Raw genomic sequence first — 23,042 nt, 5'->3', positions numbered from 1 at the left:
GAGGCAAAAATCCCTCTTACTTCATTCTTCCGCTTCCTCCTTTCAAACTATTGTGAAGACTGGAGAATTTTGTTAACGCTTACATTTTAAATTATCACATTCACTCTATCTAAACAACTTGATAGAGTGAATTCAAATCAATATTCCTATAGAAAAAGCTGACCCGAACTGTGAGCGTTTCCCTCGCTTACAAACAAAAAAAGAAACCATCTATTAAGATGATTTCTTCTCTGCCTCTTCTTTTACCGCTCTTCTGTAAGCCAGCTTCACAATCATGTACCGAAGCAGAAACAGAACGCCGCCGCAGACGATAAAAAGAAGGATCATTTTCAGCCAAGCGAAGAATGTATGGGGAATCCCCCTGTCGTACATCGTAAGCACCACTACCGCAAAGGCGACCGCAATTGATTCTATTCGCTGCTGCTTCACCCGTTTTTGCAGTTCTTCTTCGGTGTCTATTCTCGGCAGGAGCATTCCAGATGCTGCTGCCCTGATGCAATAATATAAGATAATGATGAACAAAAACACAAGGCTTGCAGCCCATTCTTTAAACGGAAATTCAAACATAATGCCGCGGACAATCACATCAAGCAACGTAAACGCTCCCGCTATCATCCCAATCTCCGACCAGATTTTTTGTTCTTTTTTTACTCTCTTATTTTTCCCATTCACGCCTGAAAGTCTGTTATGCAGATTATTCATGACCTTCCTCCCGCACTTTTACGAATGGCTTATGGCTTACATGTTACAATAACAGCCTGCGCTTCTGCAACGAATAAATGAAAAGCCCGCCGTACAAGCCGGCGGGCAGCAATGTTTAAAACGGCCCCCAATTGATCAGGACACCGATACAAATAAACACAAGCCCGATTAAGAACCAAATCAGAGCGAGCGGCAGCATAAACCGAAGCCACTTGACGTACGGAATTCCGCTGGCAGCAAGCACTGCCATCAAAACGCCGGACGTCGGATTCACACAGTTGACGACCCCTTCTCCAAGCATAACCGCTTCCACCGCGACCTGTCTCGTGATGCCCATCAAATCAGCGAGCGGCGCCAGAATCGGAATGAACACAACCGCTTCGCCCGATCCTGAAGAGATGAGAAAATGAAGCAGGGCGCTGGCGATATACATGCCGATTGCGCCGGCCATCGGACTGAACCCGTCCAAAACCGAAGCCAAAGCATTGACGACTGTATCCAGCAGCTTCCCATTTTCAAGAATGACAGAAATGCTCCGCGCCATCCCGACAATCAGCGCCCCGTATACAAGGCCTTGGCAGCCCATAATAAAGGTTTTGGCAATATCGTTTGCCGCAAGCCTGCCTATTAAACCGGCAAGGACAGAAATAAAAATAAACGTCGCAGCCATTTGTGAATCAGACCAGCCCAGCTTCAAAGCGCCGTATAAAAATCCGATCAGCGACAGTCCCGCCACAGCCAAAATGAGCTTATGACGAACAGTAAACGGCACTGACTGATCTTCTTCTTTCCCCGCCTCGCTCATTCCTGCCGCCGGGAACCAATTTGTCCCTAACACACTGGCATCCTTTGATTTTTTTAATTTTCTAGTGTACAGATAGATATAAATAATAGAAGACAGCAAAAAGCATATGTATATCAAAACACGCAGGCCGATCCCCGAAAAAAGCGGCAGCTCCGCGATTGATTGTGATAAACCGAGCGGGGACGGCGATAAAATAGTAGAGTTAAATCCAGCGTAGCAGCCGATGTAAATAACAGCGGCGCCCGCGACTGCGTCCCATTTTAAGGATCGTGCGACAATGAGGCCGATGGGGATAAATCCGATAACTGAATTCACGACAATTCCGGTTGTTCCGAGAATGGAGAACAACGCACCGACAATACAAATAAATAATAATTGCTTTGTGCGGAATTTGCTGATGACATTGTAAATCAGGCCGTTAATGGCACCCGTTTTTTCTAAAATGGCAATGGTACCGCCTGTGAATAAAATCAGAAAGATGATTGGTGCTGATCCGACCATTCCATCCTGTAGAGAAGTAAAAAAGCTGATCAGGCTGACCGGGGACTGTTCAATCGAATGATAGCTTCCCGGAACAGCAGTGGTGACATCTCCCTTTGTCACTCGGTCAAATTCACCCGCCGGCACAATATACGAAGCAATGGCGCAAATAAAAGCAATAATAAATAAGAGGACATAAGCGTCAGGCATTTTAAATGTCGTTCGTTTTTTCTTAGGCTGTGTTTCGGCTGCTGGCATACTCATATTTCGATCATCCATCCCCTCTGTTTGAAAATACTAATTATTCTGAAAAGTAGCAATATGTGCTATATTATATACAGCCTATCTTCTTGTTTCAATATAAAAGAAGTAAAGAAGGTAAAACTCATTTTAATAGAAAGAGGTTTTTTCCCATGCAAAAGCTTTCCGAAGACATGAAACAAACCGTTATGGATATCTTCGAACATCTGCACGCGAATCCTGAAGTCAGCTGGAAGGAATATGAAACAACTGCATTTCTCAAACAAAAGCTTGAGGATTTAGGGTGCCGGACTTGCACTTTTTCAGACTGCACCGGGGTTGTCGGCGAAATCGGTTCAGGCTCGCCGGTTGTAGCCGTTCGCGCTGACATTGATGCGCTATGGCAGGAGGTCAACGGCACATTCCGCGCCAACCATTCCTGCGGACACGATTCACACATGACAATGGCGCTGGGCACGTTAATGCTGCTGAAAAAACAGCCCGAGCTTCCGAAGGGCACGATCCGTTTTATCTTTCAGCCGGCTGAGGAAAAAGGCGGCGGCGCCTTGAAAATGATAGAAGAAGGCGTGCTTGATGATGTCGACTATTTGTACGGCGTTCACATCCGTCCGATTCAGGAGACGCAGAATGGGCGTTGCGCCCCATCTATTCTGCACGGATCAAGCCAGCATATTGAGGGAACGATAATCGGAGAGGAAGCCCATGGCGCCCGCCCGCATCTCGGGAAGAACAGCATTGAAATTGCGGCATTTCTTGTACATAAGCTCGGACTCATTCATATTGACCCGAAAATTCCGCATACCGTCAAAATGACCAAACTTCAAGCCGGCGGTGAAAGCTCTAACATCATTCCAGGAAAAGCGTCATTCAGCCTTGATTTGCGCGCACAGACCAATGAAGCCATGGAGACGTTAATCACCGAAACAGAAAGAGCCTGCGAAGCGGCCGCCGCGGCTTTCGGAGCGAGGATCGAGCTGCAAAAGGAACACAGCCTTCCAGCGGCAACAGAAAACAAAGAAGCTGAAGCGATCATGGCAGAAGCCATTACAGATATCATCGGGGCTGAGCAGCTCGATGAACCGCTTGTCACAACCGGCGGTGAGGATTTTCATTTTTATGCCGTAAAAGTGCCGAACCTCAAAACAACTATGCTTGGACTGGGATGCGGACTTCAGCCAGGACTCCATCATCCGCACATGACCTTTGACAGAAACGCGATGTTCAACGGCATTCACATTTTGGCAAACGCCGTATTAAAAACCTTTCAAAAGGCGGAATCACTCGCTGCTGCTAATGCTTCTTAACACAAAAAAGCAGCCTGGCTACAGGCTGCTTTCTTCATTATTTCTTCAAGTCTTCAATTGAGTTGACGTTTTTCATGTATTGAGGCACAACAAGACCCATCTTTACGCCAGTCACACTGACGCCTACATCGTCATATTTGCCTTTATATTTGGCGGCGTATGCTTTATGGGTATTCGGCAGCCATGCGGAAAGGGATGCATCGGCGCTTCCCGTCGCAATCGCGGTCCACATTGGACCAGCCTCTACCTGAGTAAACGTTACGTCATAGCCCAAGTCTTCTAAGACTTTGCCAACTACGTTTGTACTTGCAATCTCACTGTCCCACGCCACATAAGCAAGGTTGATTTTGTCTCCCTTCACCTTTTGAACGCCTTTTGTCCACTCAGCAATCTGATCCTTATGCTTCTTCACATACTCAGCGGCAGCTTTGGCAGGTTTTTCGCCTTCTTCCACCTTGATCATCACTTCTCCCATGTCGTCTTGCGTCCATTTAAACTGGCTCAGAAGCTTTGCGGCATTCGGCTGTTCTTTGCTGAAGCCTTTGCGTGTGATCGTATGGATTTCCTCTGCGCTGCCATAAGATTGTTTCGGATCATCGAGATATTTCAGCTTATATCTGGAGAACATCCAGTGCGGTGTCCATCCTGTTATGATAATCGGTTTCTTACGGTCGTATGATTTTTTAAGCGTTGCAGTCATCGCAGCGCTTGAAGCCGAAATCAATGTCCAGTCATTCAAGTCATAATCCTTCATCGCTTTGTCGGTCAAGGTCATAATCCCTGAACCGGGGTCAATCCCGATGATGGTCTTATTCACCTGTTCAGCCGCGGTTGCATTTTCATCGCTTTCTGACCCGCAAGCCGCAAGTGAGAGCGCCAGCATGGCGGAAACGCCGATACCGATGATTTTTTTAAGCATCAGGCATTCCCCCTGCTTTTCTTCTTCACTTTAATATTTTGAGTAATACGGTCCAGTGTAATGGCAACGATAACGATAGCGATACCGGCCTCTACGCCGACCCCGGTCTTTAGCTGTGTTACGGCGCTGTATACTTCAGAACCAAGTCCCGGTGCACCGACCATTGCGGCGATAACAACCATTGATAACGCAAGCATGATGCTTTGGTTGATTCCGGCCAGAATGGTTTTTGTCGCAAGCGGAAGCTGAACTTTAAACAAACGCTGAGCTGTCGTAGAACCGAACGCTTCAGTCGCTTCAATCAGATCCGCCGGCACTTGTTTTATACCGAGAACAGTCATGCGGATTGTCGGCGGCATCGCGAAGATAACAGATGCAACAACACCCGGCACAACACCGATGTTAAAGAAGAAAATCGCCGGCAATAGATATACGAAAGCAGGCATTGTCTGCATTAAATCAAGAATAGGTGTTACAATACGGCGAACCGTTTCTTTCTGGGACGCCCAAATTCCGATCGGAACCCCGACCACAATCGAAATAATCACAGATGTCAAAACAAGCGCCAAAGTTTGCAGCATTGGGTCCCAATATCCTAAATAATCGATCAGGAGGAATCCAATTAATGTAAATAACGCAATTCCCCTCGTACTGATCCACCACGCAAGTGCGGCGAAAATAATCGTTAATAAAATAGATGGGATAAATCCGAGTCCGCTGACAATTCCATTTACAAAAGCGGCCAATCCGTTTGCGATTCCATCAAAGAATCCGCCAAACGTCATCGTAATCCAGTCAACAAAACGGTCAATCATATCTGCTAAAGGTATTCTAGGCAGTCTATCCATCTTACTTCACCTCCTGTACAGAAGGATCTTGTGTTTGTTCAGTGCCTTCAACATTAATGTAATCATTATTGCCGGCGAGTGCGCCAATTAGCGCGCCTTTTACGACAATCCCTTTCATTCTCTGCTTCTCATCTACAACCGCAATTGGAATATTCGCGTCAGAAACAACGTCAAAAATCTCTGTCAGATACGTATTCTCTGGTACAGTCGTGAATTCTGTATTCAAGATATCTTGAAGTGACAAATCAGACTCAGCTGCTTTTTTCGCATCTGACGCGTGAATGACACCTAACAATTTCTTTTGTTTATCGACTGCGTAAATAGATGAAATCCCTAGGTTTTTCATCAATGTTAATGCCACACGAGGACCTTTATCAATCCGCACTGTTTCAGCGCGTTTCATAATGTGGCCTGCTGTGAGGACTTTAGATAAATCAACATCCTCAACGAATTTCTCAACATATTCGTTAGATGGACTCATCAGGATTTCCTCCGGTGTGCCGATCTGAACGATGTTACCATCCTTCATCAAGGCGATTCTGTCACCGATGCGCAATGCTTCGTCAAGGTCATGCGTAATGAAGATAATCGTTTTTCCGACATTTTCGTGAAGATCAAGAAGCTCATCCTGCATATCTTTACGAATCAAAGGATCAAGCGCACTGAACGCTTCGTCCATGAGAAGGATGTCCGGGTTATTCGTCAACGCGCGGGCAAGACCGACACGCTGCTGCATCCCGCCGGAAAGCTGGTCAGGATATTGCTGTTCAAATCCTTCAAGGCCGACAAGCTTAAGGGACTCAAGCGCTTTTTGCTGACGCTCTTGTTTGTCTACACCTTGAAGCTCCAGCCCGTATTCTGTGTTTTCAAGTATCGTTCTGTGCGGGAACAGAGCGAACTTTTGAAAGACCATGCTGATTTTCTTCCGACGGACTTCCCGGAGCTGGTCTTTAGACATATTTGTTATCATGTCACCATCAATGTAAATATTTCCGGCAGTCGGTTCAATAAGCCGGTTTAACAGCCGTACTAAAGTTGATTTACCGCTCCCTGATAGACCCATGATGACAAATATCTCACCATCATATACATCAAAATCTGCTTGATTTACCCCAACGGTTGATCCGGTCGCTTTCAGGATCTCTTTTTTTGTCTTTCCGTTGGCAAGCATTTGAACTGCTTTCTTTGTTTGTTTCCCAAAAATTTTAGATACTTTCTCGACTTTTATCTTAATTGGTTTCTCATCTACACTCATATTTTCCCTCCATATTAAACAATCCTTATAACCGTAACACTTATGTAACATTCCACACAAACAGCATATACTCTTTTATTCTGTACCATTTCTTTATAAACATCCATGTGGCCACATGACCTTATTTATGCTTCTAAATGCTCTGTAATCCTCCTTTATGATTGTATTTTACAGGTAATATTTATCCCTTCTTTAATTGAAAACGCTTTTACTAGACTGAAATCCTTCTTTCTTTTATGACTTCCTGCTCCTTTACTCGAAAATAAGTTGTTATACCGACTCCTATTATGAGTTTCATGACTACGAAACTATTAGATGATCAAATCAGAGCCCAAAAATGTAAAGCATTGTCTGATGAATCGGGGCTTGCTATTATTCGTACGCTTTATTACAGCGGAAAAGAACTCAGCTGCGGTGAAGTAGGTGAAAAGTGCAATATTGTCAAAACCACAGCATTTTATCATTTTAAAACGCTGCGTGAAGACACATTTCAAACATACTTGCCTAGCTTTTTAGAAACCCTCTAACGAAGGGTTTTAGCTATACATATCTGTTTCATACGCGCGAGGAACCATCGCTCCCCTTTCCAATGCCACTATGTACCGGAACCACTGTCGGCACATGTTTTGCAGGTGGTTTTATATCAACGCACACATCATTTCGGAGCTGTTACAGGATTTACTGCGATTCTGTTTATGCTGTCCATGGCGGTCTACCAGACAATCCATAAAACCGGGAAACACCGATCTATAGCCCGAGCACAAATGTAAAAGAAGCACCTCATTCAAGAGGTGCTTTTCCTATTCAAGTTCAGTTTGTTTCGTTTCTTTTCCCATAATCAATATACAAACAACCGCGAGTAAGATTGCAATGCAAAAGATCGAGAAGATGACCGAAAACGAAATATGACGGGCTGCGAGCGTTCCGACGAGCAGCGGCCCGAAGATGCCGCCGATTCTTCCAAACGCTGCTGTCGTTCCTGAACCTGTTGCGCGAATCGCTGTCGGGTATTGCTCCGGTGTATAGGCATACAGAACACCCCATGCACCAAGATTGAAAAACGATAACAGCATTCCAGCAGTAAGAAGAAGGCCTAAGGAATCCGCCGTTCCGAAGAAATAGGCGCTGCCTGCTGTGCCAATCAGGTAAATGACGAGTATCCACTTCCGGCCGACTTTTTCGATCAGCCAAGCGGCAGAAAAATAGCCCGGAAGTTGAGCAAGCGTCATCAGCAGGACATATTCAAAGCTTTGAATCATACTGAAGCCTTTTAGCAGCATGACACTCGGCAGCCATAGGAACATGCCATAATAAGAAAACACCACGCAGAACCAAACGATCGACAGCATGACTGTCGGCCGTATATACTGTCTTGCCCAGACGCTTTTTACATTCTCCCACACTGTTTTCTTTTTGGCAGAAAGCGACTCATATTTCGGCGAATCAGGCAGACTCGTCCGCAAGTACAGAGCGTAAAAAGCGGTCAGCGCGGTTAACAGCAGGGCAGCCTGCCAGCCGAAGCTCGGTATCACAAAATAAGAAATCAGTGCCGCTACGAGCCAGCCTACAGCCCAAAAGCTTTCTAGAAGCACAATCACTCTGCCCCGCTTTTCAGGCACAACCGCTTCCGAAACGAGGGTTGAAGCAACCGGAAGCTCTCCGCCTAGCCCCATTCCGATGACGAAACGCAAAATGAGGAATGCCGATAAGCTCGTCACAAAAGCGGAAATGCCGCTTCCGATGGAAAAGCATAAAAGGGTAATGATAAACACTTTTTTGCGGCCGATCCGATCAGCCAGCAGACCAAACAAAAACGCCCCCGCAGCCATGCCGATGGAATTGACGCTTCCGATCCATTTCATTTCTTCGGGCGACAGATTCCACTCTACGTGGAGCGCGGCGATAATAAACGATAATATTCCGACATCCATTGCATCAAACAGCCACCCCAAACCGGCGACACCCAGCAGTTTTCGCTGGGATATAGGCTGTTGTTTTCCCATTGCCAACACCTCTGATATGCAAAATGATTACCGTTTAAGTTTACACCTGTCTTTACACATTGTCATTAACTAAATGATGTTAATGAAAAACCCCCGCTTATGCTTCACAAGCGGGGGTCTTTTTATTGCTGCAATGCTGCTTTTTTAATATTATCCTGCAGCTGGGCAATTCGTCTCGCGCCGTCTTCGCGGAGGCGTTTGTTTTCTTCTTCGATTTGTTTTGTTTCCTGCATACCGCTTACGATCGTGTTCCAAGAAGATTCGATCGTTTCAATATCTATGCTTGGTCTGCCGGCCATTCTGGCAATTTCAACACTTTGGCTCGAGATATTTTCAGCATTTCGTCTCAGCATCTCGTTTGTCCGGCGATCAAGCTCACTCATGGAGTCAGCCACAAGCTTTTGGCGTTTCACGGTAACGGCCTGAATAATGCCGTTTTTGAAAATCGGAATGGTGATGATGAACGCGGAGTTGATTTTCCCGATCAGCTTTGCATTTCCACGCTGGAGGAGACGGATTTGAGGTGCAGTTTGAAGAGCCACCATCCGCGCCATATCCAGATCATATACCCGCTCCTCAAGCGCCTGAATGCCGTTGCGCAATGTATCGAGCTGCATTTGCGCCAGCTGATTTCCGTTTGCTGCTTTTTCTTCATATGAAGGAAGGATCGATTGCATCTCTTCCAGCTTCATTTGCCCGGCAACGACGTATTTTTCAAGCTCCATGTAGTATTTGATATTGTTTTCATACATTTCATCAAGCGTGTAGTTCGTCTTCGTCATCTCATCTTTGTATTTCGAAATCTCAACGTGGATTTTTTCAATCTCTCCGCCAAGCGTCTGATACTTTTTAAAGATTTTTTCAATCATGCTCCCGCCGCGTTTGAAAATTTTCGCCATTAATCCCTTCGGCTCATCAAAATCATTTTTGTCGAAGCGGTCCATAATTTTCCCAAGCTGGGTCAGCATTGTCCCGGAGTCTGTCACACTTGTTGTTTTCATCATTCCCAAGATGCGGTCAGAGAACTTGGAAATTTCAACAGCCGGCTCCTTTCCGTACTCAAGCAGCTCCATTTGGTTTTTGACGTCAATTTGTTGCACAAGCCGCTTTACCTCTGGTTCCTGACGGAGCTGGAGACGGATATCGTCAGCTTTTTGCTGGGAAATTTCTTCGTTTTTATCAAGAACAAGCGGGTTTTGATTTTCTGTTGTCATGCTTTTCTTCTCTCCTTATTTTTGGGTAATCGTTCTGAACAGCCTTTTCACAAGCGAAGGCTCTTTATAGTCCTGCTGAAACACCATGTCATCCAGCCAGTGGATATCATACTGATCCTCCTCAATAAACTGCTCAATATCTTGATGGCCGGGAGGGTTATAAATGATGATATCGATTCCGATTTCATTCAGGAACAGCAGGGCGGCAGCATCCGAACGCGTGAGTCCGCCGCTCATTTCTGTATGATATAAAACGAGTTTCGGAACGGTTTGCGCATAGTCGAACATTTGAATCAATTTCAGCAGATTAGCAGGCAGGTTTGTTGTTTGTTTAAACAAGTAGATTTGAACATCCTTGACTTGTTCTTGATGTAAAGCCTTAAGCCGCGGGTGCCTGCACATTCTCGAAATCGTTTTGGCAATGGCAGTCTGAACGCCCGCCGGAAGCTGCTTGTACTGCCACACATTGCTTGCCATCAGCTTGTCCGGATCGATGTTTCCTTCGTGGTCAAGCGCGTGGCTGTAATGAAATTGATAGTTCGATTTTATTTCCTCTGTAAACGGAAAGCTCCTGACCATTTCTGTTTCCTGATAATCCGCTAATGTATGAAGCCTATTCCAATATTCTTTATTGTCTTTTGACACGCCCATAATTTTGGCGAATACATTTGGAATCTCGATGGAATGTTTATCAGCCTTGAAATTCGGGCGAATAAAGGCACGCTCTTTCGCGATTAAAAACAATTCATCATAGGTCGTTTTGAGCGTAACAGACACCGGTGTGTGATCTCTGAATTGCCATGGCTTGTACAGCATGGATTCCTCGTGATTCAGCACATGTTCAATTTCCTTTGTTGAGCGGTAGGCGACTGTTGATTTCCGGTCCGGTTTTTCTTTCGGAAACGGCTGAAGCTCCGAAACATCCGGAAGCTTTTCCGTAAAACTGAGCTCCTGCTTCGGATCGACAAGCGCCAGCTGATCGTTTCCCGCCGGATGGAACAGCAGAACATCGCAGCCGACTAACATGAGATAATATAAGAAATAGAGCTGGCTTTTCGTCGCGTCTCCATACCAAACTACCTTTGGCATCTCCCGTTCTATATCGTTTTTTTCCAGCCAAGGATTCAGGTGATTCAACGAAAACTTCGAGACATCAAGCAGCACTCTGCGAAAATCAGGATGATTCAGCCCCTGCTCATGATTATCTTCAAAGGTATGTAAAAGCGTCATCAGCGCTTTTCTCAAATGGCGGTGCATCAAGGGATTCGAGTGCTTCGCAATCAGTTTTTCTCCGTCCAGAAAGGCAACAAAGCGGCTGACTGACAGCCCTTTTTCTTTCTGATTGATGGAATTAATATGCTGGAGCTTTTGAAATGTTTCCGGCCCGATTGTTTTATCAAGCGTTTCACTCAGAATGGAAATGCGATCGTTTACAGACAGCTCATACAGCTCGTTATAGTAGTCCGTTTCATCAATAGGCGTGCCTAATATCTGCCCGGCAAGACGAGAAAAAGAAAGGCCTTGTTCTGTTTCATAGTGATCCCGCTCGGGCAATGGCTGAAACAGCAGGTTTTTCCAATCCCCATCAACCGGAAGTGCTTTATGAATGGTTAGTTCTTCTTGTCTCATCATATCCTCCTTTCCGGTTTGTCATTGAACGATATTTCTGTAACAAAAAAGGAAGGACATTGAACCTCCCTCCTTGTTTTGTTTTATTCTTCTTTTGAAGCGGCTGTTTGTTCGCGCACCTGCTTTTGTTTGTTGATGTAGTGAATGACAAATGTTACCGCAAATGCAGCAATAATGATAATGAAGAATACAGAATGCGGCATTTCGTAATGGAAAGCGCTCGCCGCCATTTTCAGAGCGATAATTCCAATTAACACGAATGCTGTGTTTTCCAGCTCAGGAATTTTATCAATCAGCACAAGGAATACTTTTGCCACTGTACGCATCATTAGAATACCAAGCATACCGCCGATCAGAAGCACCCATACTTTTTCAGATACCGCAAATGCGGCAAGGATGCTGTCCACAGAGAAGGCAAGGTCCATCAATTCAACTGAAATAACAGTCGCCCAGAAGATACCGAACGTGCGGACCATCCAAGAATTTTTCTTCATGCCGTCTGTTTCCTCTTCTTTTTCGCCAATCCAGAAGTGCTTAATAACGAGCCAAGCCAAGTAAAGCGCGCCAAGCACCTTGATCCACCAAAACTTAATGAGGAGCATACCGAGCCCGATGAAAATAAATCTGAAAATATAAGCTCCAAACAAACCATACGTTAACGCTTTTTTCCGCTGTTTTTCCGGCAGGTGTTTGACCATCACCGCAAGAACAAGCGCGTTATCAGCCGATAAAAGGCCTTCCAGAACAACAAGGGAACCGATCAGACCCCATGAAACAGGATCAGATAGCACTTCCCCCCACATTTTCCAATCGAAAAATGAAGCATACGTAGACATGATATGATGTAAAAAGTCCAAGTTTTTTCCTCCTATTAATTTGAAACGGTGACTTCTCTATTTGTCACTCGCTTACACTTGCAAACCGTAGTTCCGGCACAATGCAGCCAGCCCGCCGGAAAATCCGCTGCCAATCGCATTGAATTTCCACTCGCCGCCGTGTCTGTAAAGCTCACAAACGACAACAGCTGTTTCAATGGAGAAATCTTCTCCCAAATCGAAGCGCAGAAGCTCATCCTGCGTCTCTTCGTCCACCACACGCACAAACGCATTGGAAACTTGTCCAAAGTTTTGGCTGCGTGCTTCAGCGTCGTGAATGGTCACTGTGATGCCGATTTTCTCAATGTGTGCAGGGATCTTTGAGAAATCAACGATAATCTGCTCATCATCTCCGTCACCCTCACCCGTGCGGTTGTCACCCGTATGGATGACACCGCCGCTCGGATGTTCAAGGTTATTATAGAAGACGAAATCGAGATCATTCACGCAGTTATCATGAGCATCAACTAAAAAGGCTGAAGCATCCAGGTCAAAATCGTGTCCGCCAGAGTACTTGTTTGTATCCCAGCCTAAGCCGATCACCGCTTTTGCGAGTCCCGGATTTGTTTTCGTTAAATCAATGCGCTGTCCTTTTGATAATTGAATGGCCATACTGCCTCTCTCCTTTCTGCTCTTCGTATTTGTCTTAACCGACTTGTAAACCGTAGTCCGTTGCGATGCGGGCAAGGCCGCCTTGGTAGCCTGAGCCGATAGCGGAGAATTTCCACTCGCCGTTATGTCTGTAAAGCTCCCCTGCAATGATTGCCGTTTCAATCGAGAAATCTTCGGCAAGGTCGTAACGGATGAGCTCTTCATTTGTTTCCTCATTTACGATGCGAACGAACGCGTTTGATACTTGTCCAAAGTTTTGGCTGCGCGCTTCCGCTTCGTGAATGGTGATAACAAATGAGATTTTATCAATATTGGCAGGCACAGCGCTGAGATTCACTTTGACATTCTCATCGTCGCCTTCGCCAGCACCAGTCAGGTTATCGCCTGAATGAACGACTGAACCGTTGCCGCCTTCAAGCTGGTTGTAGAAAATAAAATCGTTTGGAGACGCGCATTTGCCTGCTGCGTCTAACAGAAACACGCTTGAGTCAAGGTCAAAGTCGTGCCCGCCGTCATACTTATTCGTATCCCAGCCTAAACCGACAACAACCTTTGAAAGACCCGGATTTGTTTTTGTTAAATCTACCTTTTGTCCTTTTGCCAATGAAATTGCCATGTTTCATCCACTCCTTTTCTTTTATACGTACCGGCTGATAATATCTTCTAATCTCGTGTCGTTTGTGCCTTCACCAATCGCCGCAAACTTCCACTCACTGCCGCTGCGGTAGATTTCTGCTGTAATCAGGCTTGTTCTGCCTGCATAATTGTCTCTCAAATTGTATTTGAGCATTTCTTCATGATTAGATTGATCGACTACACGAATAAACGCATTTTGAATCATGCCGAAGTCTTGTTTCCTTCTGACACAATCATAAATATTTACAACAAATACAAGCTTATCGATGTTTTCAGGCACTTTTTCCAAATCTATCATAATTTGCTCGTCATCGCCCGCACCGTCGCCTGTCAGGTTGTCGCCTGTATGCCTTACACTGCCGCAGCGGCTTTTTAGGTTGCCGAAATAAATGATATTTTTCTTATCGGTAAATTTTCCGTTTTCCAGCATCAGCACTGAAGCGTCACAATCTATATTCGGACCGCCTCCGCCAAGCAGTTTGCTGAAGAATCCTCCGCCTGAGGACACCGGGTCCCAGCCGAGACCGACCATCAATTTTGACAGACCGGCTTTTCCTTTTGTTAAATCAATTCGCTGACCTTTTTCTAAAGAAATTGCCACACGATTCACTCCTACTCATCGAAATGTGAAGATAGTCACATTTATTTTTACGCTCACAAGGAAAATAAGCCGTAAATTATTAATATATACGTTTGTTATTATATCAAAGTTTCATAAAAGTTAAGAATAATTGGCGAAAATCCTCGAAAAAAACTTCCATATTTGATATATGTTTTGCAAATGCTATGAAGTACGCATCTTAAACAAACCATTTGACGTGAGCGAGTCATTTTGCCTATTCTTGTGTCACATGCTAAAAACAGACAGAAAGGAAGCGGCCTTTTGATTCATTTAAGCATACTTGATCAGGCACCTGTTTCTAAAGGAGAAAGCCCTGTGACAACTCTTCAGCATTCGATTGAGCTTGCCCAATTAAGCGAACAATGGGGATATAAGCGTTATTGGTTTGCCGAACATCACAGCACGAAAGGACTGGCAAGCACAGCGCCTGAAATCATGATCGCTCGCATCGCAGCACACACGAGCACGATTCGTGTCGGGTCAGGCGGCGTGCTTCTGCCCCAGTACAGTCCGTTTAAGGTAGCCGAAACCTTTCGCCAGCTTGAAGCACTGTATCCGAACCGGATTGACCTCGGCGTCGGGCGTTCTCCCGGCGGCACGACAAAAACCCGTCTTGCGCTAACAGACGGGGTCAAAAAAAGCTTAACCGAATTTAACAGACAGCTGCAAGACGTCTCTTATTTTCTCACAGATTCGCTTCCTGCCGGGCATCCTTATGCCGGAATCAAAGCGGCGCCCCTTATTGACACTGTACCGGAACTATGGGTGCTCGGTCTCGGTGAAAACAGCGCAAGACGCGCGGCACACCAGGGGATTGGTTATGTGTTTGGACATTTCATCAACCCCGAACGAGGAGAAAATGCGTTTCGCGTCTACCGGGAAAGTTTTCGGCCATCAGCTCATTTCTCGTCTCCAGCGGCACTGTTTACGATTTTTGTCATTTGCGCAAAAACAGATGAAGAAGCAGAAGAGCTCGCCTTAAGCCAGGATCTATGGCTTCTCCGTGTCGGAAAAGGCTTGGACAGCAGGGTGCCAAGCATTGAGGAAGCGAAAGCATACCACTATACTGAATCAGATAAAAACCAAATACGAGAAAACAGAAAGCGTATGGTCATCGGTTCTCCAAGTACTGTAAAACAGCAGCTTTTAGAGCTGACAGAACGCTATGAAACAAATGAAATCATGGTTCTGTGTAATGTGTTTGATTTTGAGGCGAAAAAGGAATCGTATGAGCATCTTGCCGGGATGTTTCTATAAAAAAAGCAGTTTTCCAAAGGGAAAACTGCTTTTTATGTTACCGGCGCCCTTTTTTGCGCAGGGCTTCTTTTTTGATAAATGTCCAAACTCCCTGAGCCACAAATCCGATCAAAAGCAGAACGATCAAAAGCAGGGTAATGGACGGCCCTGGCGGCGTTCCGAGCTGATAGGACGAAGTCAGCCCCATAAATACGCTGAATAATGAAATGAGTATGGCTGTAATAAATACCATGTTAAAGCCTTTTGCAATTCTGATGGCGAATGCTGCCGGCAATACGAGCAGCGCTGATACCAGAAGAACCCCGATGATCGGGATAATAACTGAGATCGCAAGGCCTGTGACGATACTGAAGGACATCGACAGGACGTTTGTATTGATTCCTGATGTTTTTGCTGTTGCTTCATCAAACGTCAGCAGGTAGAGCGGTCTTTTCAGTACGACAAAGTAAAGCAGGATCAGCAATGTAATGATGCCGATAATATACACCTGCTGCTGATTTACTGTCACGAGCGATCCAAAAAGGTATTGATCGATGCTCATATTGGCGGTGCCTTTTGAAAAGCTGATTAAAAACATCGCGAAGGACAAACCAGCCGCCATTAAGATGGCAATGGACACTTCTGAATACGTCCGATATGCCCGCCGCATGTATTCAATCCCGATTGCGCCGACGGTCACGACGACTATGCTCGCCGCGGTAATATTGGTGCTGAGGAAAAAGCCGATGGCAACACCTGACAATGAAATATGTGAAAGTGTGTCAGCCATTAAGGCCTGTCTTCTGAGAACGAGATACACCCCTAGTATCGGGGCCATGATGGCAATCATGCCGCCTGCTAGAAAAGCTCGTCGCATGAATTCCAAGTCAAACATTTCCATCCGCCTTTTTCTCCTCTCTCTAATCGAATCACTTTATCTAGAAATTGCTGTACTTCATTTTGTTCATGAGTGACCATCACAACTGTTCGGTTGTGATTTTTCACAAGATGGTGCATAAATTCGTAAAATCCTTTTCTGCTGTCGTAGTCAACGGCTGTTGTCGGTTCGTCCAGCATTAAGAGATCCGGATTGCTGGCAAGCATTCTGGCAATACAGATTTTCTGCTTCTGTCCGCCTGATAAATCGCCGATTTTCCGATGGCGGAGCTCCCACATTTCCACCATTTTCAGTGCTTTTTCCACTTCGAGATGATCTTCTTCATTTAAACGTTTAAACCATTTCCCTTTTGTGTAGCGGCCTGACTGAACAAGCTCCAGCACCGTGCTCGGAAAGCCGGCATTAAATGAAGAAATTTGCTGCGGAACGTACCCTATCGTCAGGCGTTTTCCCTCTGTATTCCTTTTACTGATCGTCACTGTGCCTTCCCACGGTTTCAGCATGCCGAGCATCACCTTCATGAGCGTCGATTTAGAGGCGCCGTTTGGTCCTGTGATGCCGACGAATTCACCGCTTTCAATATCAAGTGATACTTTATCCAACACAGGCGTGTGGGAATAGCCGAAAACGATATCTTTCAATGAGACGAGATTCATGTCAATCTTCCTTTCTCACAAAGAAATAGTGTGCACCCTCCGGCGCACACTATCTTATGATTTATCCAATAGTGAATCTTTCAGGGCATCGAGGTTTTGTTTCATAATGTCGATATACCCTAAACCTTTATCCTGTTCTTCTTTGCTTAAGCCTTCCAGTGTATCGAGCACTTCTGTCTTCGCGCCGATTTCATTGGCAAGCGTTTCTGCGACCTTTGAGGATGCAATTTCTTCAAAGTAAATCACTTTTACGTTATGTTCTTTGGCATATGTTTTCAGCTTTGCCAAGTCAGCTGCGCTTGGCTCTTGGTTAGGAGAAATTCCTGCAATCGGAACCTGAGTCAGGCCGTATTCTTTTGCCAAATAGCCGAAAGCTGTATGCTGCGTGATGAATTCTTTCTTCGCCGCTTTTTTTACGGTTGTACGATATAGTTTATCAAGATCTTGCAGTTTTGCAATATATTCTGCACTATTTTTCTCATAGTATTCTTTATTATCCGGGTCCTGCTTTACGATTTGCGCCGTAATATTTTTAACTTCCTTCTGCGCCAGAACAGGGCTGAGCCATACGTGAGGGTCCATTGCATGGCTGTGCTCATGCTCCCCATGCTCATGCTCCTCGTGCTCTTCATGTTCTTCTTCAGAGCCTTCCATTAAATCAATGCCTTTGCTCGCATTGACGAAAACGGCATGGCCTTGGCCCATGCTTTTTTCAGTTGATGGAACCCATGTCTCCATGTATTCACTATTATAAACGAACAAATCAGCATCCTGAATGTTGGCAATATCTTTCGGCGTCGGTTCCCAATCATGAGGTTCGACGGAAGATGGAATTAACAAATCCACATCGCCTTTGTCTTTTACAATTTGTTTCGTAAATTCATACATCGGGTAGAACGTTGTGACAATGTGCAGTTTACCACTCTTAGAATCCGTCGACCCTTTTGTTGATGAGTTGCCGCATGCTGCAACCAATAAAAAGCACGCTGCAATCACAAACAAACCGCTCCATTTTTTAAACATATCGTATATCCCCTCTTTTTCATATTCACTTAAATCAAAATGATAACGATTTTGTAATCCTATATCATAATAAACCGAAGTCATTACGTTTTGCAAGATTAATTTTTATTTTGATTTTATTCTTCCCGTCTATAATGCGAATATATGTACTTAAAAAACCCGGCTGAAAATGCCGGGCTGAGTCATTTGATTGAATTGTCCAGAAGATACACCCTGCTCTCATAAGGCTGAAACACCATTTCATCAGCAAGGTCACCGTTGTTTTTATAATTGCTGAGAAGCAAGGATGACTGATCCTTGCGGCAGTTCTTAGGCCATCTGAAAACAGCTTGCTCTTTTGAAAAGTTATTTACCGACAAAAGCTGTTGTTTACCATTTTGTCTCATGTATACAAACAGCTGAGGATCATCCGGAAGCAAAAGTTCATAGCTTCCTTTAATGAGATCAGCGTACTCCTTTCTCAGGCTGATCAGCTTTTTGTAATAAGTTAGGATCGAATCAGGGTCTGTCTGTGCCTCTTCCACATTGATGGACGAGAAGTTCGGGTTGACCTTCAGCCAAGGCGTGCCGTCAGTAAATCCGGCATTTTTGCCGCTGCTCCACTGCATCGGCGTCCGGGCGTGATCCCGGCTTTTGGCTAAGATCGATCTCATCACATCTTCTGGATCATAGCCTTTTTCAAACACCCGTTTATGATACATATTGATCGTTTGGATATCTTTGTAGTCCTTAATCCGGGTAAACGGAGCGTTTGTCATCCCGATTTCTTCTCCCTGATAAATATACGGCGTGCCCTTCATGAGATATAGGACGGTGGCCAGCATTTTCGCAGATGCTTTGCGGTATTCCCCATCGTCTCCGAACCTGGACACAATCCGGGGCTGGTCGTGGTTGCACCAATACAATGTATTCCACCCTTGATGTTCCAGCTTCTTTTGCCATGATGTCAAAACCGATTTTAAATCAGAAAGCTCAAGGGGCTTTACATCCCAATGTTCTTTTCCCGGCTGCTGGTCAAGCTCCATATGCTGAAAGTGAAAAATCATATTCAGCTCATGCTTATCGGTTCCCGTATACTTCAGCCCTTCCTCCGGTGTGACACCGCCAACCTCTCCGACAGACATCACATCGTACCGGGAAAATACTTCATCTGTCATTTCTTTTAAATAGTCATGAATTCGTTCGCCATTTGGCTGGAAAGGCTTCGGCTCTGCCTGCTGATTGATATAGTCCTCATACGAAGGTAGATATCCTTTTTTAGAGATGAGATGAAGCTGATCAATGCGCAAGCCGTCCACCCCTTTATCGAGCCAAAATCTCATCATGTCAAACACCGCTTGGCGCACCTCAGGATGTTCCCAATTTAAATCAGCTTGTTTGACGGCATTCATGTGGAGATAATATTCACCCGTGTGCTCCTCGTATTGCCAGACCGGTCTTCCGTAGGCAGACACCCAGTCCGTCGGAGGGCCGTTCTTTGTGCCGGGACGCCAAAAGTAATAGCTTCGGTATTTGCTGTTTTTGTCCAGCTCCGCTTCTTTAAACCACGGATGCTCGACCGAGGTGTGATTTAACACAAAATCCATCACCAGCTTTAATCCGCGCTGGTGCACCTGGTCAAGCAGCTCGTGAAAATCATCCATCGTTCCGTATGAGTCCATAATCGTCTTATGGTCCGTCACATCATAGCCGTAATCAACATTCGGAGAAGGATAGATTGGGCAAATCCAAATCACATCTGCCCCGAGCTCCTTTATGTAGTCAAGACGGGAAATGATCCCCCGCAAGTCTCCAATTCCATCTCCATTGCTGTCCTGAAAGCTTCTCGGATAAATTTGATACACCACTGCATCCTTCCACCAATCTGTTTTCATCCCGCAATCCCCCTGTTTTGTGTTCTATTCAAGCTGAGATGGATAAAGTGTCATTCCGCCGTCGACGAATAGTGTTGTGCCGGTCACATAGCTCGCTTCCTCAGATACGAGCCAAGCCGCTGCTGCTGCCACTTCTTCCGGCTTTCCGAAGGTTTTCATCGGGATCTTTTTCAATTGTTCTTGTCTGTTCACTTCCTTTTTCGTATCAACATTTGATTCTGTGGCAATGGTGCCGGGCGCTATCGCGTTGACGCGGATACCCTTATTCGCATAGTTGAGTGCCAGCGTTTCTGTCATCATCTTGATACCGCCTTTGGACGTGGAATACTGAACGTTGGCGGGGCGCGGGATCTGCTGGTGAACGCTCGAGATATTCAACACATTGCCTTTGATGTTGTTTTTCATCATGTGGTTAAGCGCTGCTTTCGCTCCCATAAAGGTCCCGGTGACGTTGACATCAATGACTCTCTGCCAATCTTCTAGACTCATCTCATGCGGCATGGCCTCCGCGCCGTTAAAGCCAGAGTTGTTCACCATGACATCAAGCGTGCCGAAATGCTCTAAAGCTGCGTCCAGGAGCGCCTGAATCCCTGCTTCTTTCGACACGTCCGCCTCAACTGCGACGGCTTTCCCTCCGCTATGCTTAATGATGTCTACAGTTTCATCGGCTCCAGATGGGTCGCTGTGGTAGTTCACAACAACATTCATTTTCTCCTGTCCAAACCGTTCCGCAATGGCTTTCCCGATTCCTTTTGAAGAACCTGTCACAATCGCTGTTTTTCCGGTTAAATCTTTATACATAAACGATATCCTCCTCTGATTTTCCATTATGCAGTGGAAAATACCCTATTTTTCCGGGTTAAAAACAGCATAAAAAAAGCAGAGAACCGATTATGTTCTCTGCCATCACCTATTGAAAACGCTGCTCAGCCAGCTTCTTTTTAATATTCATCAGCCTACGGTAAAAGAAAGCGGCGGACTCGTAGCGTTCCTGCTGATTGAAACGTTCAGCTGTATCATGCAGCAGATCCTCAGCATCTGCAAGAAGCTGGCGGGATTCCAGCAGATCAAAGCATTCTTTAAGCACGTTCCGGTCGCCGCTTCCAAGATACAGCTCATGAATGAGGCGGAATTTCGTCAAATACATGTCATCTTCCCATTCAGCGGCGCTCTTTACCCCACGGCCATACGTCTCTACCGCTTTGTCGTATTTTCCCTCTTTACAATACATATGGGTCAGTGAAAAAACGGCTTGAACGGCCTGCTGAAAGTTGTGCTCCTTAAAAATGGCGGCGGCTGTTTTGAAATAGCCCTCCGCTTCACAGTAATCGCCCAGACTGTACTTACAGTGTCCGACATTATAATGGGCAGCGGCGATCATATATGCTTCCTCAAGCTGCCTTGCATGATCTAAGGCGCTGCACAAGTGTGTCAGCGCTTTTTCATGATGATAAACATCGGTCAAATTTCCGGCGATGATAAATTCACACTGCACGCGGCGGCGCCCGTACAATTCATATTTCGTATAGATATCAAGCGCCTGGCTCGCATAATTCATTGAAAAATACGTTTGTTTGATGTGATAATACACTTCTGCAACCTTAAAAAGAAACTCAGCTTTTTCGATCTCATCCTCGACATACTCGAGCTTTTCCTCGGCATGTTTATAATGGTCAATCGCTAATATGAAATTTTTCTGCTTAAATTCGTACATCCCTCTGAAATAATAAAAGTAGTATTCCAATAAGCCTGTGAGTTTTTGCTGATTGCTTTCAATTTCGTTCAGCATATCAGAGAACGGAGGCTTGGTGTCGCTGTCTCTCACCGGCATCAGCTTATCAAGCATGATTCGATGGCGGAATTCCATCAAAGAAAAATATAAAAGCAAGTCCTGATTTTCTTCCATGTCTTCTAAATCGTATTCGATCTCCTGCTTTAACGCTTCTGCTTGATCTGCTTCAAATGCGCGAATGAGCTTGTACCATTCGTTTAGCTTTACTGCTACTTCTTCAGATGGAATCTTTGCTCTCATCGGTCTGCCTCCTTCCTCCTGCTACTATTTATGTTATATTTTATCATAGCTGTTCGCTTTTAGAGAGAGTCAATCGTATAAGCGTTAACATTTAGCACATCATGAGAAAGTGAGACCGATATGAAATTATCCGCAAAAACATCTGTTATCTTATGTATTCTGTTTCTTCTTGATCTGTGTTTTAGTTATATACGGCACGAATGGCATTCTCAAAATGCCCTGCAGGATATGCCTGTCCCTTCTGATCTTCATCCGGTTGTGAAGCAGAATGCCGATGCCCTCAAGGCCGCAGCAGCGAATAAAGGCATTACCGTCGTCATTACAGAAGGATTCAGGTCCTTTAAGGAACAAGACGAATTATATAAACAGGGACGTACAAAAAAAGGGAATATTGTCACCTATGCAAGAGGAGGGGAATCGTATCATAACTATGGTTTAGCTATTGATTTCGCCCTTCAAAAAAAGGATGGCAGCATCATATGGGATATGGAATATGACGGCAATCAAAACGGAAAATCAGATTGGCTGGAGGTTGTCGAGATCGCTAAGAAACTCGGCTTTGAGTGGGGCGGGGACTGGAAACGATTCAAGGATTACCCCCACTTGGAGATGGTTCCTGACTAAACACCCTCACATCCTTTTCTTTTTCCTTATGTGCGCATCAATATAGGAAGGATAGACCGGCTTATATACAAGTTTGTAATGCTGATCGCTGCCTGCTGTAAAATCAGGCTGCCACTCCAGCTTCACATCAAATGCGGCCAAAAACGTCTCTTTCGCTTCTTCAGCAGAAACATCCGGCCTGTGATTGATTGTTTCCAATTGTTCTGGATCAACATCCGGTGCCATAAAAGCATCAATCATTCCCGTTTCCGGATTGACAATGATGCGGGCAGCTCCGAACCGCAGCGGCACTCCTTTATACCAGACAGAAAAATGATTGCGGACCCTCCCTCTTTCATCAATTCGGACGGGATTCGCTCTGAAAAACTCAGCTGCTCTCGGATAGAGGGCATACAAAAATTGAAGCGCTATCCTTTGGCATTCTTCCGTTGAGCATTGGCGGTTGTTCCGCTGGTCCAAAAAAGAAAGCGCTGCTTTTAATGGGACTGACCCCCGTTTTTGAGACAGGGATCAAAACACCTTTTAAACAGCCAA

At 45.3% G+C, this 23,042-nt stretch carries 21 protein-coding genes and 3 pseudogenes; 5 read left to right on the top strand and 19 right to left on the bottom strand.

Annotation, left to right across the window (positions count from 1 at the left end; all coding sequences use genetic code 11):
• Positions 1-132: 132 nt before the first annotated feature.
• Together Q5C82_RS13975 and Q5C82_RS13970 are read right to left on the bottom strand one after the other, a co-directional pair.
• A pseudogene (locus Q5C82_RS13975) lies at positions 133-702 on the bottom strand (DUF6773 family protein).
• A 115-nt stretch (positions 703-817) separates the two neighbouring features.
• Positions 818-2,251: a YfcC family protein gene (locus tag Q5C82_RS13970; protein WP_003224783.1), complete on the bottom strand. Its 1,434-nt coding sequence runs from the start codon at positions 2,249-2,251 to the stop codon at positions 818-820.
• A gap of 149 nt (positions 2,252-2,400) precedes the next feature.
• Here Q5C82_RS13970 and Q5C82_RS13965 point away from each other — a divergent pair, with 149 nt between their 5' ends.
• Entirely contained in the window at positions 2,401-3,552 is a 1,152-nt protein-coding gene (locus Q5C82_RS13965) for a M20 peptidase aminoacylase family protein (RefSeq protein WP_003224781.1), read from the top strand.
• A gap of 37 nt (positions 3,553-3,589) precedes the next feature.
• Here the strand turns inward: Q5C82_RS13965 and opuAC are convergent, their stop codons facing one another.
• The 3 genes from opuAC to opuAA are packed head-to-tail and all read right to left on the bottom strand — an operon-like array spanning position 3,590 to position 6,574.
• On the bottom strand, positions 3,590-4,471 hold the full coding sequence (gene opuAC, locus Q5C82_RS13960) for a glycine/proline betaine ABC transporter substrate-binding protein OpuAC (RefSeq protein ID WP_003224779.1): 882 nt from the start codon (positions 4,469-4,471) through the stop codon (positions 3,590-3,592).
• Positions 4,471-5,319, bottom strand: coding sequence for a glycine/proline betaine ABC transporter permease subunit OpuAB (gene opuAB, locus Q5C82_RS13955; RefSeq protein ID WP_003224778.1), 849 nt, complete (start codon positions 5,317-5,319; stop codon positions 4,471-4,473). Before opuAB ends, opuAC begins: the two co-directional genes overlap by 1 nt.
• Position 5,320: 1 nt before the next feature.
• Positions 5,321-6,574 carry a glycine/proline betaine ABC transporter ATP-binding protein OpuAA gene (opuAA, locus tag Q5C82_RS13950; protein WP_003224776.1) on the bottom strand — a complete coding sequence of 418 codons (1,254 nt, stop codon included), beginning with the start codon at positions 6,572-6,574 and terminating at the stop codon, positions 5,321-5,323.
• Between the two features lie 287 nt (positions 6,575-6,861).
• Here opuAA and Q5C82_RS13945 point away from each other — a divergent pair, with 287 nt between their 5' ends.
• Together Q5C82_RS13945 and Q5C82_RS20520 are read left to right on the top strand one after the other, a co-directional pair.
• Positions 6,862-7,101 carry a helix-turn-helix domain-containing protein gene (locus tag Q5C82_RS13945; RefSeq protein ID WP_079996285.1) on the top strand — a complete coding sequence of 80 codons (240 nt, stop codon included), beginning with the start codon at positions 6,862-6,864 and terminating at the stop codon, positions 7,099-7,101.
• Between the two features lie 13 nt (positions 7,102-7,114).
• A pseudogene (locus Q5C82_RS20520) lies at positions 7,115-7,344 on the top strand (MFS transporter); the annotation flags it as partial.
• A 30-nt stretch (positions 7,345-7,374) separates the two neighbouring features.
• Here the strand turns inward: Q5C82_RS20520 and niaP are convergent.
• The 7 genes from niaP to Q5C82_RS13910 all read right to left on the bottom strand — a co-directional run bounded on the left by niaP (position 7,375) and on the right by Q5C82_RS13910 (position 14,144).
• Positions 7,375-8,577, bottom strand: coding sequence for a niacin permease NiaP (gene niaP / locus Q5C82_RS13940; protein WP_003224770.1), 1,203 nt, complete (start codon positions 8,575-8,577; stop codon positions 7,375-7,377).
• A gap of 122 nt (positions 8,578-8,699) precedes the next feature.
• Positions 8,700-9,791, bottom strand: a complete 1,092-nt coding sequence (locus Q5C82_RS13935) for a toxic anion resistance protein (RefSeq protein WP_003224769.1) — start codon at positions 9,789-9,791, stop codon at positions 8,700-8,702.
• Between the two features lie 15 nt (positions 9,792-9,806).
• The gene (locus Q5C82_RS13930; protein WP_003224767.1) at positions 9,807-11,420 is read right to left on the bottom strand and encodes a YceG family protein; all 1,614 of its coding nucleotides are present in this window, start codon (positions 11,418-11,420) and stop codon (positions 9,807-9,809) included.
• Between the two features lie 83 nt (positions 11,421-11,503).
• On the bottom strand, positions 11,504-12,277 hold the full coding sequence (locus tag Q5C82_RS13925; protein WP_003224765.1) for a TerC family protein: 774 nt from the start codon (positions 12,275-12,277) through the stop codon (positions 11,504-11,506).
• Positions 12,278-12,328: 51 nt separating this feature from the next.
• Positions 12,329-12,907, bottom strand: a complete 579-nt coding sequence (locus tag Q5C82_RS13920) for a TerD family protein (protein WP_003224764.1) — start codon at positions 12,905-12,907, stop codon at positions 12,329-12,331.
• Positions 12,908-12,941: 34 nt separating this feature from the next.
• Positions 12,942-13,523 carry a TerD family protein gene (locus Q5C82_RS13915; RefSeq protein ID WP_003224762.1) on the bottom strand — a complete coding sequence of 194 codons (582 nt, stop codon included), beginning with the start codon at positions 13,521-13,523 and terminating at the stop codon, positions 12,942-12,944.
• A gap of 21 nt (positions 13,524-13,544) precedes the next feature.
• Positions 13,545-14,144, bottom strand: coding sequence for a TerD family protein (locus Q5C82_RS13910; protein WP_003224759.1), 600 nt, complete (start codon positions 14,142-14,144; stop codon positions 13,545-13,547).
• A 282-nt stretch (positions 14,145-14,426) separates the two neighbouring features.
• On the opposite strand from Q5C82_RS13910, the gene Q5C82_RS13905 reads away from it, so the two are divergent.
• Positions 14,427-15,422, top strand: coding sequence for an LLM class flavin-dependent oxidoreductase (locus Q5C82_RS13905; protein WP_003224756.1), 996 nt, complete (start codon positions 14,427-14,429; stop codon positions 15,420-15,422).
• A 37-nt stretch (positions 15,423-15,459) separates the two neighbouring features.
• On the opposite strand, the gene znuB is transcribed toward Q5C82_RS13905, so the two are convergent.
• From znuB to rapJ, 6 genes are all read right to left on the bottom strand, one after another.
• Entirely contained in the window at positions 15,460-16,302 is an 843-nt protein-coding gene (gene znuB / locus Q5C82_RS13900) for a zinc ABC transporter permease ZnuB (RefSeq protein WP_003224754.1), read from the bottom strand.
• On the bottom strand, positions 16,260-16,955 hold the full coding sequence (gene znuC, locus Q5C82_RS13895; RefSeq protein WP_003224752.1) for a zinc ABC transporter ATP-binding protein ZnuC: 696 nt from the start codon (positions 16,953-16,955) through the stop codon (positions 16,260-16,262). The genes znuB and znuC overlap by 43 nt, the downstream gene beginning before the upstream one ends.
• Before the next feature lie 54 nt (positions 16,956-17,009).
• On the bottom strand, positions 17,010-17,978 hold the full coding sequence (locus Q5C82_RS13890) for a metal ABC transporter substrate-binding protein (protein WP_003224750.1): 969 nt from the start codon (positions 17,976-17,978) through the stop codon (positions 17,010-17,012).
• Between the two features lie 182 nt (positions 17,979-18,160).
• Positions 18,161-19,852, bottom strand: coding sequence for an alpha-glucosidase (locus Q5C82_RS13885; RefSeq protein ID WP_003224748.1), 1,692 nt, complete (start codon positions 19,850-19,852; stop codon positions 18,161-18,163).
• A gap of 24 nt (positions 19,853-19,876) precedes the next feature.
• Entirely contained in the window at positions 19,877-20,653 is a 777-nt protein-coding gene (locus Q5C82_RS13880) for an SDR family oxidoreductase (protein ID WP_003224747.1), read from the bottom strand.
• A gap of 109 nt (positions 20,654-20,762) precedes the next feature.
• Positions 20,763-21,884 (bottom strand): response regulator aspartate phosphatase RapJ, encoded by a 1,122-nt coding sequence (gene rapJ / locus Q5C82_RS13875; RefSeq protein WP_003224746.1) that lies wholly within the window; start codon positions 21,882-21,884, stop codon positions 20,763-20,765.
• Positions 21,885-22,004: 120 nt separating this feature from the next.
• On the opposite strand from rapJ, the gene cwlK reads away from it, so the two are divergent.
• Positions 22,005-22,508, top strand: a complete 504-nt coding sequence (cwlK, locus tag Q5C82_RS13870; RefSeq protein ID WP_013307907.1) for a peptidoglycan L-alanyl-D-glutamate endopeptidase CwlK — start codon at positions 22,005-22,007, stop codon at positions 22,506-22,508.
• Between the two features lie 6 nt (positions 22,509-22,514).
• Here cwlK and Q5C82_RS13865 read toward each other — a convergent pair.
• Positions 22,515-22,988 (bottom strand): annotated as a pseudogene (locus tag Q5C82_RS13865) (YcdB/YcdC domain-containing protein); the annotation flags it as partial.
• Between the last annotated feature and the right edge of the window lie 54 nt (positions 22,989-23,042).

This window comes from uncultured Bacillus sp., from assembly GCF_958411575.1.
In the GTDB taxonomy this organism is placed as follows: Bacteria; Bacillota; Bacilli; order Bacillales; family Bacillaceae; genus Bacillus; species Bacillus spizizenii.
The sequence above is the reverse complement of the archived record's forward strand: the minus strand, read 5'-3'. Positions and strand labels throughout refer to the sequence as shown.